General features: G+C 50.4%; 7 protein-coding genes, 1 tRNA gene and 1 pseudogene. 3 read left to right on the forward strand and 6 right to left on the reverse strand.

The features are described 5' to 3' along the window. Window positions 1-2,328, reverse strand: a 2,328-nt coding sequence (gene hrpA, locus HPC37_RS04660) for an ATP-dependent RNA helicase HrpA (protein WP_208122036.1), incomplete at its 3' end; no start/stop codon positions are given. 9 nt (window positions 2,329-2,337) lie between these two features. After that, a complete protein-coding gene (gene uvrB / locus HPC37_RS04665; RefSeq protein ID WP_208122037.1) occupies window positions 2,338-4,380 on the reverse strand; it encodes an excinuclease ABC subunit UvrB in 2,043 nt (680 codons plus the stop codon). Window positions 4,381-4,845: 465 nt separating this feature from the next. On the opposite strand from uvrB, the gene HPC37_RS04670 reads away from it, so the two are divergent. From HPC37_RS04670 to ettA, 3 genes and pseudogenes are all read left to right on the forward strand, one after another. Continuing rightward, window positions 4,846-4,921, forward strand: a tRNA-Asn gene (locus HPC37_RS04670). 136 nt (window positions 4,922-5,057) lie between these two features. Then, window positions 5,058-6,023 carry a calcium/sodium antiporter gene (locus HPC37_RS04675; RefSeq protein ID WP_208122038.1) on the forward strand — a complete coding sequence of 322 codons (966 nt, stop codon included), beginning with the start codon at window positions 5,058-5,060 and terminating at the stop codon, window positions 6,021-6,023. 68 nt (window positions 6,024-6,091) lie between these two features. Continuing rightward, window positions 6,092-7,760, forward strand: a pseudogene (gene ettA, locus HPC37_RS04680) (energy-dependent translational throttle protein EttA). Between the two features lie 31 nt (window positions 7,761-7,791). Here the strand turns inward: ettA and HPC37_RS04685 are convergent. From HPC37_RS04685 to ompA, 4 genes are all read right to left on the reverse strand, one after another. After that, window positions 7,792-8,556, reverse strand: coding sequence for a YdcF family protein (locus HPC37_RS04685; RefSeq protein ID WP_208122039.1), 765 nt, complete (start codon window positions 8,554-8,556; stop codon window positions 7,792-7,794). 57 nt (window positions 8,557-8,613) lie between these two features. Continuing rightward, window positions 8,614-9,501, reverse strand: a complete 888-nt coding sequence (metF, locus tag HPC37_RS04690; RefSeq protein ID WP_208122040.1) for a methylenetetrahydrofolate reductase — start codon at window positions 9,499-9,501, stop codon at window positions 8,614-8,616. A 111-nt stretch (window positions 9,502-9,612) separates the two neighbouring features. Continuing rightward, window positions 9,613-10,695 carry an AI-2E family transporter gene (locus tag HPC37_RS04695; RefSeq protein WP_208122041.1) on the reverse strand — a complete coding sequence of 361 codons (1,083 nt, stop codon included), beginning with the start codon at window positions 10,693-10,695 and terminating at the stop codon, window positions 9,613-9,615. A 121-nt stretch (window positions 10,696-10,816) separates the two neighbouring features. Further along, window positions 10,817-11,881 carry a porin OmpA gene (gene ompA / locus HPC37_RS04700; RefSeq protein WP_208122042.1) on the reverse strand — a complete coding sequence of 355 codons (1,065 nt, stop codon included), beginning with the start codon at window positions 11,879-11,881 and terminating at the stop codon, window positions 10,817-10,819. Window positions 11,882-12,161 lie beyond the last annotated feature (280 nt).

The following is a 12,161-nucleotide window of genomic DNA, read 5'->3' on the forward strand; positions in this document are numbered from 1 at the left end:
TTTTAAATTTTGGGCAAAAAATGGATGTTTTGTGTGCCAATTGCCCTCCACCAGCGCCGCTTGGATAAAAATCTCTCGGCTGGCGATAGGATCAATGCGCCCGTAATTAACGGGGCGGCTGGCAACAATCGGCAGGCCATACAGCACCACCTTTTCTTGGGCGATCACCGCACCTTTATTTTTCTCCCAATGCGGCTCGCTGAAGCTCGACTTCACCAAGTGTGGTGCTAATGGCTCGACCCATTCAGGCTCAATTTTCGCCGCAATCCGCCCCCAGAGCTTGCTGGTTTCCACCAGCTCTGCCACCATCACCCATTTCGGGTTTTTCTTAAACAGCGCTGAGCTTGGGAAGATGGCAAAGTGCGTGTTGCGCGCGCCCAGGTATTGCTGCTTTTCCGCCTCTTTCATGCCAATGTGGGACAACAGCCCCGTGAGCAGCGCTTGATGAATGGCGGCATAATCGGCGGCCACACTGTTGATGTGCAGCCCCATTTCCCGCACGCTTAAGCGCAGCTGGTGATAAATATCCTGCCATTCGCGAATGCGTAAATAGTTCAAAAACTCCGCACGGCACAGTTTGCGAAATTGATTGGCGCTGAGCGCCTTTTGCTGGCTTTGCAAATAATCCCACAAGTTGAGATAGGCAATGAAATCCGAGCTGTCATCTAAAAAGCGGCGATGTTTTTCATCGCTGGCTTGCTGCTTGTCTTGCGGGCGCTCGCGCACGTCTTGAATCGATAGTGCCGAGACGATGATCATCACCTCACGCAGGCTGCCAAATCTGAGTGCACTTAACACCATTTTGCCCAGTCTCGGGTCAACCGGCAAAGCCGCCAAGCGCTTGCCGTCTTCGGTCAGCACGCGTTTTTCACCACTGCGGGTTTTGATGGTTTTGAACGCTTGCAGCTCTTCAAGCAGCTTGATGCCGTCTTGGATGTAACGCCTGTCAGGCGCGTCCACAAAAGGGAAACGCTCAATGTCATCGAGACCAAGAGCGGTCATTTGCAAAATGACCGACGCCAAATTGGTGCGCAAAATTTCAGGGTCGGTGAACTCAGGGCGTGCGTTAAAATCCTCTTCGGAATAAAGGCGAATACAAATGCCCTCACTCACCCGCCCGCAGCGGCCTTTGCGCTGGTTGGCACTGGCTTGCGAAATTGCCTCAATCGGCAGCCGCTGCACCTTGGTGCGGTAACTGTAACGCGAAATGCGCGCGGTGCCAGGGTCAATCACATATTTGATGCCCGGCACCGTGAGCGAGGTTTCCGCCACGTTGGTGGCCAACACAATGCGGCTAGTGCCCGTTGGGTGGAAAATTTTGTTTTGCTCTTGTGCGGAAAGGCGGGCATAAAGCGGCAAAATTTCCGTGTGCTTCAGCTGGTGCTTAGCCAGCGCATCGGCGGTGTCGCGGATTTCTCGCTCGCCGCTTAAAAAGATGAGAATATCGCCGCGCCCTTCGCGCTTGAGCTCGTCCACCGCATCTAAAATCCCTTGGATTTGATCACTCTCTTCCTGTTCGGCTAATGGGCGATAACGCACCTCCACGGGATACGTGCGGCCAGAGACTTCAATAATCGGCGCGTTGTTGAAATGCTTTGAAAAGCGCTCCACATCAATGGTGGCGGAGGTGATGATCACCTTGAGATCAGGGCGTTTTGGCAGCAGTTGTTTGAGGTAGCCCAAAATAAAATCGTTATTCAAGCTGCGCTCGTGGGCCTCGTCGATGATCAAAGTATCGTAGCCATTCAAGAAGCGATCTTGCTGAATTTCGGCAAGCAAAATCCCGTCGGTCATCAGCTTGATGCGCGAGGCCTCACCCACCTGATCACTAAACCGCACTTTGTAGCCCACCAGCTCACCGAGTGGCGAGTTGAGCTCTTCGGCAATGCGCGTGGCCACCGAGCGCGCCGCTATCCGCCGCGGCTGGGTGTGGCCGATCATGCCCTTGGTGCCAAGGCCAAGTTCCAAGCACATTTTCGGCAGCTGGGTGGTTTTGCCCGAGCCGGTTTCGCCCGCGATAATCACCACTTGGTTATCGCGAATGGTGTTTAAAATTTCCTCACGCCGCGCGCTTACCGGCAAATCAGGGTACTCGATGGAAAGTGCGGTTTGCCGCTGCGCTAGGCGCAATTGCGCGCGCTCAATATCTCGCGCAATTTCTGCCGCGACCGCACTTTGCCCCTCGTCAGGCACTTTGCTCATGCCCATTACACGTCGCTTCAAGCGCTGCTTGTCGGCAAGCATCACGGCATCGAGCTGGGCGAGCAGCGTTTTTTGCATAGGTGAAAGTGGTGACCGCACTTTTTCTTTTTTATTCTTATCTTTCATATCTGTCCGTTAAATCTTCACAAACTGTTCGCGCAGTTGGTGGAGTTGGTCGCGCACGGCGGCGGCTTGTTCAAACTCCAAGTTTTGAGCGTGGTGATACATTTGTTGTTCGAGTTTTTTGATTTGTTGCTCAAATTCTTTGGCGTTTTTCGGCATATCGATGCTGTTGGCCACCAAATCGGCGAGTTTTTGTTTGCTTTGGGCTTTTTGTTTGGTTTTGCGCGAGCCGCCTTGGCCGATGTCGAGCAACTCGCCCACTTTTTTGTTCAGCGCTTGCGGTTTCAGGCCGTGCTCGGCGTTGAACGCCATCTGTTTTTCGCGCCGGCGTTCGGTTTCATCAATGGCTTTGCGCATCGAGTTGGTGATGGTGTCGGCATACAAAATCGCCTTACCGTTGAGGTTCCGCGCCGCCCGGCCGATGGTTTGAATCAGCGAGCGCTCGGAGCGCAAAAAGCCCTCTTTGTCGGCATCCAAAATCGCCACCAACGACACCTCTGGAATATCCAACCCCTCACGCAGCAAGTTGATGCCCACCAGCACATCAAACTCGCCAAGGCGCAAATCGCGGATGATTTCCACCCGCTCGACGGTGTCGATATCGGAGTGCAAATAGCGCACGCGCACGCCGTGCTCTTCGAGGTAATCAGTGAGATCTTCAGCCATGCGTTTGGTCAGCGTGGTCACCAGCACCCGCTCGTTATTGTCTGACCGCACTTTGATTTCTGACAGCAAATCATCGACTTGCGTAGCCACAGGGCGCACCTCCAGCACAGGGTCAAGCAGCCCTGTTGGGCGCACCACTTGGTCGATCACCTCGCCACCCGATTTTTCCAGCTCGTAAGGGCCCGGTGTGGCGGAAATATAAATCGTTTGCGGCGCCAGGCGCTCAAACTCTTCAAATTTCAGCGGGCGATTATCCAGCGCCGACGGCAGGCGGAAGCCGTATTCCACCAGCGTTTCTTTGCGTGAGCGGTCGCCGCGATACATCCCGCCGATTTGCGGAATGGTCACGTGGGATTCATCAATAAACAGCAAGCCGTCGGCTGGCAGGTAGTCAAACAGCGTTGGCGGCGGCTCACCGGCTTTGCGCCCTGAAAGGTAGCGCGAGTAGTTTTCAATCCCCGAGCAGTAGCCGAGCTCGTTCATCATTTCAATGTCAAACTGAGTGCGTTGAGTGATGCGCTGCTCTTCTAGCAATTTGTTTTCTTTCAGCAAAAATTCACGCCGCTCGGCAAGCTCCAGCTTGATTTGCTCAATGGCCTGTAAAATGCGCTCACGCGGGGTGACGTAGTGAGTTTTCGGGTAAATGGTGTAACGCGGAATGGCGCCAAAATTATGGCCGGTGAGCGGGTCGAATAGGCTTAAACGCTCAATTTCATCATCAAACAACTCCACCCGCAGCGCTTCGTCTTCTGACTCGGCGGGAAAGATGTCGATCACCTCGCCGCGCACGCGGAATGTCCCGCGCTGGAAGGCTTGATCATTGCGGGTGTATTGCAGCTCGGCCAAGCGCGTTAAAATATCGCGCTGGTTGATGATTTCACCGGCTTGCAGGTGCAGCATCATTTTCAAATAAGAATCAGGGTCGCCAAGGCCGTAAATGGCGGAAACGGAGGCCACCACGATGGTGTCGCGCCGCTCAAGAAAGGATTTAGTCGCCGACAGGCGCATTTGCTCGATTTGGTCATTCACCGAGGCATCTTTTTCAATAAACGTGTCGCTGGCGGGCACATAGGCCTCAGGTTGGTAATAATCGTAGTAAGAAACAAAATACTCCACCGCATTTTCTGGGAAAAACGCCTTCATCTCGGCATAAAGCTGCGCAGCCAGCGTTTTATTCGGCGCAAACACCATCGCAGGCCGGTTGAGGCGGGCGATGACATTGGCCATGGTGAAGGTTTTGCCCGAGCCGGTGACACCCAGCAAAGTTTGGTGCGCCAGGCCACTTTCCAACCCGTCGATGATCTTTTCGATCGCCTGCGGTTGATCGCCTGAGGGGGCAAACTCGCTGTGCAATTTAAAGGGCTTGGCTTTTAGGTGCGATTTCGACATGCGTTTCTCGGTTGTGACAAAGTTGCGCTGATTTTAGCATAAATTTTTTGAAAATTCTTATCGCAGTTATCGGCCAAATCTCTACCTAAAGTGCGGTATAAAAGGCGCTGAAACGATTAAAAAAAGAAAGCGATTTTGGGCTTTTTACACAGACAAAAAGATGTCAAGTGGCGGGCTTCAAATTTTTGAAAAAAATTCTCAAAAAAAGACTAGATTTTTTTAACGTGTTGATATTTCGATAAAAGTTATTTTATAGTCAAATTTGACGTCAGGCCTGATAAACCGCATTATTCCTATAATTTATGGCATTGACCCAAAACTAGTCCACAAAGTTATCCACAGCTGATGTGGATATAAAATCGCGCGTTGTCATCTGCGCAAAATTTACACAACAGTGCTTGACAAGGCAAAACGAACTCACTAAGATAAGCACCCTTGATTTGCCACGGCAATCAACAAGTTTATTCCTCCTTAGTTCAGTCGGTAGAACGGCGGACTGTTAATCCGTATGTCGCTGGTTCAAGTCCAGCAGGAGGAGCCACTTTTCTCTATTGGTTGGCTTTTTATTTGTCTCCTTTTGTAAAACGCTTTTGATAGCCAATAGAGCTTAGCCCTTAATTGTTGTACAATTATGGGCTTTATTTTTATCTGAAACCGCACTTTGCATTGGGGGCGCCATGACACTAACGTATGCCATTTTAGCCATCATCATTGGTCTTGCCGTGCTGGTGTGGAGTGCCGATCGTTTTGTTGAAGGGGCAAGTGCGTTGGCCAACCACTTTGGCATGCCGAAAATTTTGATCGGCATGTTGATCGTCGGCTTTGGCACCTCCGCGCCCGAGATTGTAGTCTCCGCCACCTCGGCCCTTGAAGGCAACCCTGGCATCGCGTTGGGCAATGCTTATGGCTCGAACATTGCCAACCTCGCTTTGATTTTAGGCGTGACCGCGGTTATCAGCCCCATTTTGGTCGCGCCCAGCACGCTACGCAAAGAGCTGCCGCAATTGCTGCTCGCCACGCTGATTTCCATCGCCCTGCTCTTCGATGGCGAAGTCTCCCGCCTTGATGGCGCGATCTTACTGCTCCTTTTTGCTGCCTTTATGAGCTGGAGTGTTTATCAAGCCCTGCGCGCCAAATACCGCCCGCATGAAGCCATTGAAATCGACACCAGCATCAGCTTGGGCAAAGCCGCTGCATTGCTCGTTATCGGCCTGGTGCTGCTGGTGGCCAGCTCTCAGCTGCTGGTGGCAGGTGCGGTGTTCATCGCACAGGCTTTTGGCGTGAGTGATTTGGTGATTGGCTTAACCGTGATTGCCATCGGCACCTCGCTGCCAGAGCTGGCCTCTTCCATTTCTGCTGCGCGCCAGCATCAACACGATCTTGCCCTTGGCAATGTGATTGGCTCGAATATGTTCAACACCCTCGCCGTGGTGGGGCTGGCAGGCGCCATCAAGCCAATGAACGCGGGCTTTGATGTTGTCTATCGCGACATGCCCGTGATGCTGACGTTGACATTGCTGCTGTTTGTAATTGGTTATCGCTACCGCGCGCCAAGCGGGCACATTTACCGCTGGGCGGGGGCGCTGCTGCTGTTGTGCTATATTGCCTACAACGCCTATATTTTCCTCAGCCTGCGTGGCTAGTGGCGGTGGCTTAAACCGCACTTTTAGGCTAAAATAGCCTTTGATTTACACCACAAAATGGAACCTTTATGTCTACCCAATTTGTTTATACCATGCACCGCGTGGGCAAAGTTGTCCCACCGAAGCGACACATTCTGAAAAATATCTCTTTAAGCTTTTTCCCTGGCGCGAAAATTGGCGTGCTCGGCCTTAACGGCGCAGGGAAATCCACCTTGCTGCGCATTATGGCCGGCATCGACACCGACATTGAAGGTGAAGCGCGCCCGCAACCTGGCATTAAAATTGGCTACCTGCCGCAAGAGCCAAAACTCGAGCCGCAACAAACGGTGAAAGAAGCGGTTGAAGAGGCCGTGAGTGAGGTGAAAACCGCACTTTCACGCCTTGACCAAGTTTATGCCGCCTACGCCGAGCCAGATGCAGACTTTGACGCCCTCGCCGCCGAGCAAGCTGAGCTTGAGGCGATTATTCAAGCCCACGATGGGCATAATCTCGACAATCAGCTCGAGCGCGCCGCCGATGCCCTACGCCTGCCGGATTGGGATGCCAAAATTGAAAATCTCTCAGGGGGTGAACGTCGCCGCGTGGCATTGTGCCGCTTGCTGCTTGAAAAGCCCGATATGCTGCTGCTCGATGAGCCAACCAACCACTTAGACGCGGAATCCGTTGCCTGGCTTGAGCGCTTTCTGCACGACTACGAAGGCACCGTGGTGGCCATCACCCACGACCGCTACTTCCTTGACAACGTGGCCGGCTGGATCCTCGAGCTTGACCGCGGTGAAGGCATCCCGTGGGAGGGCAACTACTCTTCTTGGCTGGAACAAAAGAAAACGCCTAGCCCAAGAAGCGGCGAGCGAAAGCGCACGCCAAAAATCCATTGAGAAAGAGCTTGAATGGGTGCGCCAAAATCCAAAAGGCCGCCAAGCCAAAAGCAAGGCTCGCATGGCGCGCTTTGAAGAGCTTAATTCCAGCGAATACCAAAAACGCAACGAAACCAACGAGTTGTTTATCCCGCCTGGTGAGCGCTTGGGTGACAAAGTCATTGAAGTGAAAAACTTATCCAAAAGCTACGGCAACCGCACTTTGATTGACGATCTCTCCTTTACGATTCCAAAAGGCGCGATTGTCGGCATCATCGGGGCTAACGGCGCAGGTAAATCGACACTGTTTAGAATGCTCAGCGGCCAAGAGCAGCCCGACAGTGGTGAAATCACCCTCGGTGAAACGGTGAAACTCGCCTGTGTGGATCAATTCCGTGATGCGATGGACGACAAAAAAACCGTGTGGGAGGAAGTCTCTGGCGGGTTAGACATCATGAAGATCGGCAATTTCGAGATCCCAAGCCGCGCTTATGTGGGGCGGTTTAACTTCAAAGGGGTTGACCAGCAAAAACGCGTCGGCGAGCTCTCTGGCGGTGAACGCGGGCGGTTGCATTTGGCTAAATTGCTGCAAGCCGGTGGCAACGTGCTGTTACTCGATGAACCAACCAACGACCTCGACGTGGAAACCCTGCGCGCGTTGGAAAATGCGATTTTGGAATTCCCAGGCTGTGCCTTGGTGATTTCCCATGACCGTTGGTTCTTAGACCGCATCGCGACCCACATTCTCGACTACGGCGATGAAGGCAACGTCACCTTCTATGAAGGCAACTTCTCTGACTATGAAGAGTGGAAGAAGAAAACTTACGGTGCCGAAGCCCTAGAGCCGAAGCGGATGAAATACAAACGCATTGCGAAATAAGGTAAAGTGCGGTCAAGTTGACCGCACTTTTTTATTTCATGATGTTGAGTTTCAACACCCAATAGCCCAGCCACTCTTTCAGCGCCTGTTGGCTGCTGGTGAGTGCCGATGCCTGCGGGATGTAGTTGATCACGCCACTGTCGAGCTCCATTTGGGTGTTGACCATGCCAGGCAGCACGGTGAACCCTTGGCGCTCAAACAAAAACTTGGCGCGCTGCATGTGCCAATCATTAGTGACCAGCACGATGGTTGGGTTTTTGATGCCGTCTTTTTCCAGCACCTCACGGCTGAGCCGTGCGTTTTCAGTGGTGGTGTGGGATTTGTTTTCAATCCATTTTGGTTGAATGTTGAAATAATAGTGGTATTCACGCGCCATGGCATCGGCTTCAGCCTCGCAGTCAAACAAGCTGCCACCAGTAACCAGCAATGGCAGGCCCGTTTTTTTGTGCAGTTGCGCGCCAAAGCGCATGCGCTCAAGGGGCATGCCGCCGATAGTACATTCATGAATGCCCAGATCGCTTTCACGCACGCCGCCACCGAGCACCACGATTAAATCCCCTTGCTTGAATTGCTCAAGCGTTGGCAAGGTTAAATGCGCGGTCAGCGATTTTTGCAAATGGTGCGCGACAAACGGCGTGCTGAGCAAAAACAGCAAACCGATGCCGAGCATCGAACTCACGCGCGCTAGCCATTTCCACTCAAGGTAATAACACAGCAGTGCAAAAAGCAACAGCAAAATAATATTAAACGGCGGCAATAAGGCATTCAGCAGCACTTTGCGTAAAACAATATCCATCAACACTCCACGAAAAAGGGCTCAATGGCCCTTAGTATAACAAAATTTTATCACCGCTTAAGCAATATCTGGCCGCACGCCTAAGGTGTGGCAAATGGCGTAGGTCAGCTCAGAGCGGTTGAGGGTGTAGAAGTGGAAATCTTTCACCCCTTCACGGGAGAGAATTTTCACCATGTCCATCGCAATGCTCGCGCCCACCAAATTGCGCGTGGTTTGGTCGTCTTCCAAGCCTTGGTACATTTTGCTCATCCAACTTGGGATGTTGACGTTGGTGATTTTCGCCATGCGCTGGAGCTGCTTGAAGTTTGACACCGGCAAAATGCCTGGCACAATCTCCACATCAATGCCTACGGTGGCGCAGCGGTCACGAAAGCGCAGGTAGCTGTCGATATCAAAGAAAAATTGCGTAATCGCACGTGTTGCACCCGCGTCAATTTTACGCTTGAGATTGAGCAAATCCGCTTGAGCCGATTTGGCCTCAGGGTGCACTTCAGGGTAGGCGGCAACGGAAATATCAAAATCCGCCACGCTGCGCAGAAGTTCGACTAAATCATTGGCATAAAATGGCTTTTTGTCATAGCCTGCTGGCTCATCACCACGCAGGGCAACAATGTGACGAATGCCGCTTTGCCAGTAGTCTTTGGCAATTTGGCGCAGCTCATCTGGCGTAGCGTCAATGCCTGTCAAGTGCGGTGCGGCCTCGATGCCTGTTTTTTGGTTGATGGCTTTAACGATGCTGTGGGTGCGCTCACGCTCACCTGAGTTGGCGCCATAGGTCACAGACACAAATTTCGGTTTCAGGGTTTTTAAACGGTCGATAGACTCCCACAGCAGGGTTTCCATTTTTTCATTTTTCGGCGGGAAGAACTCAAAGGACACGTTAATTTTGCCGTCTAAATCGGCCACGCTTTGGTTGAGCGCATTAATCTCTCTTGCATAACTCATAAAAAACCCCAATCTGTTATTTTTAGATGTTTAGACGTCTAAAATAAACAGCATTGGGGTGTAAGTCAACGTGGATATTTTCACATTAAACGTGAATAAATTTCATAATTGCTATTTTTCACCATTACCGAGAATATAGGCTAATTTTTCGGTCGCTGGGTTGGCCTCAAGGGCGATTTTGGTTGCCATGGTCAGCGGCACCGAGAGGAACATCCCCACAATCCCGAGCAGCCAGCCCCAGAAAATCAATGAGATAAATACAATCAAGGTCGAAAGCCCCAACCGTGAGCCCATCATTTTTGGCTCCACCACGCTGCCCACCACAATATTAATTGCGGTGTAGGTGGCAATCAGCACCACGCCTTCGAGCACGCCATTGAGAATAAAGGCTTGAGTCACAGCTGGAATCGCGGCGATGATTGACCCGATATTCGGCACATAGTTGAGTAAAAAGGCCAATGTTCCCCACAAAATGGCATATTGCACGCCGAGCAGCTTGAGCACAACATAGATGACAATCCCCGTCATGATGCTGGTGATGGTTTTGATCGACAAATATTGAATCACGCCGTCCACCACGCGATAAACATCACTTTTCACCTGGCGCTGCTCGCCCACAGTTTGACCACTGACAAGGTAGTTAAGCTTGCGCTTGGCCAGTGGGATTTCAGAGAGCATAAACACCACAATCAAAAACAGCACAAACACATCACTGACCATGCCAGACACTTGGCCCAGTGCGTTGCTGACAAAATTCATCACCGTGTTAGGGTCAAAACTTTCAGCCACTTTTTGCCGTGGAATCAAGGCATCCAAGTTGTAATGCTGCGCCCAATTGAGCAGCCAGTGCATTTTTTCGGTCAGCAGTGTTTTGTATTGCGGCAATGAGGCGGTAAATTCGTTAATTGACGCACCAATCATTGAAGCGAAAATGCTAAAGCCGATAAAAATCACCAGCAGCAAAATGCCAATCGCCAACCATTGTGGGATTTTGTAGCGCATCATTTTTTTAATCAACGGTGAGCACACAATGGCGATAAACAATGCCAACAACAATGGCGTGAGCAAATCAGCTGCTGCTTTCACGCCGGCCAAAATCACAATGGCACAAGCGAGAGTCACCACCACCGGGACAAAATGGGTGTGGTAATGTTCAGGGTGAAGTTGAATATTCGGATCCTGCTTTTTTTCCATAATCTGACTTCCAATAAAAATGAGCGAGCGTATTATACCCGCTTTTCATTCACACCGCACTTTTAATTACACATGAAAAAACCCAGCCGAAGCTGGGTTTAAAACGCGATGTAATCAATGATTACATTTTGAAAGTTTTAGCACCTTGTACGGCAACTTCAACACGACGGTCTGGGGCTAAACAAGCGATAAGCGCTTTACGGCCTTTAACAGCGTCACAGTTGCTGCCAGTTACAGGGTTAGCTTCACCGTAACCTACTGCAGAAACGTTAGTTTGTGGAACACCTTTAGAAACTAAGTAGTTAGCTACAGTTTCAGCACGTTTTTGAGACAGTTTCAAGTTGTAAGCGTCTGAACCTAAACGGTCAGTGTAACCTGCAACGTTGAAGTTAGGGTTAGCAAGACCTGATTGAGCTACTTCAGCAGTCATAGTGTCGATTGCTTGCGCAGCAGCTGGTTTTAAGTCTGCTTTGTTGAACGCGAACAATACGTCAGAGCTGAATGCGAATTTTTTAGTTACGATTTCAGGTGCTTGTGCAGTTTGGCCGAAACGGTAAGTCAAGCCAGCGTATACAGTACCGATGTCTGGACGGTAGTCAACAGTTGTGTTGTTGTATTTGAATTTGCCAACGTTGTTCAACCATTGGTATTCAACGCTTGCAGCCAAGCTTGGAGTGATTGCATATTCTAAACCACCAGCGAAGAGGGCTGAAACACGGTTAGAGTGTTTTTTGTCAGCTACAGCGCCAGTCAATTTGTAGTTAGAGTGAACTAATGCAGCACCTGCTTTAGCATAGAAATCCAAATCAGTAACGATTGGGTAGCTTGCTTTCAAGCTCAAGTTTGCACCGTGTGCAGTGTGTTTGAATTTGTTAGCATTAACGTCGTTTTTCAACTCGTAGCTGCCGTAGTAGTCATAGCCTAATTCTACAGCCAAGTTAGGAGTGATTTGGTAGCCACCGAATGCACCGTAAGCTACAGAGTTACGACGAGTTTTACCAACGTTTTTACCGTTTACATCTGCAACATAGTTATAGAATTCGCTGCTGCCAACTTTAACGCCGTCGTGGAATTGTGACCAACCAGCTTTTAAGCCAGCATAGAAAGTGTTTGGTTGTGGAGCTGCTTGAGCTACTGAAGCCAAAGCGAAACCAGAAATAGCTAATGCAATTGCTGTTTTTTTCATTTCAATGTCCTCTTTAATTGAGTTAAGTATTCGCCGATTTATAGATGTAATAAAGTGAATCGGCTAATCCGTTTATAGAGCAACTCTATACAGACTAACAAGCTCTGAAGATCGCTCTTCTGAGTGTGCGTTTATTATCAGCGACTCAACGGCGAAAATCAACCGAATTGACTGATATTTTCGCCTTTTTGGTCGAAATTTAATCAAAAAGACGGCTTTTAACCCTTTTTCAGCCTAAAAAATGAACTTTTTGCGCGTGCGATTATCTAATCTATTTAAC

The organism is Spirabiliibacterium mucosae, assembly GCF_014884965.1.
In the GTDB taxonomy this organism is placed as follows: Bacteria; Pseudomonadota; Gammaproteobacteria; order Enterobacterales; family Pasteurellaceae; genus Spirabiliibacterium; species Spirabiliibacterium mucosae.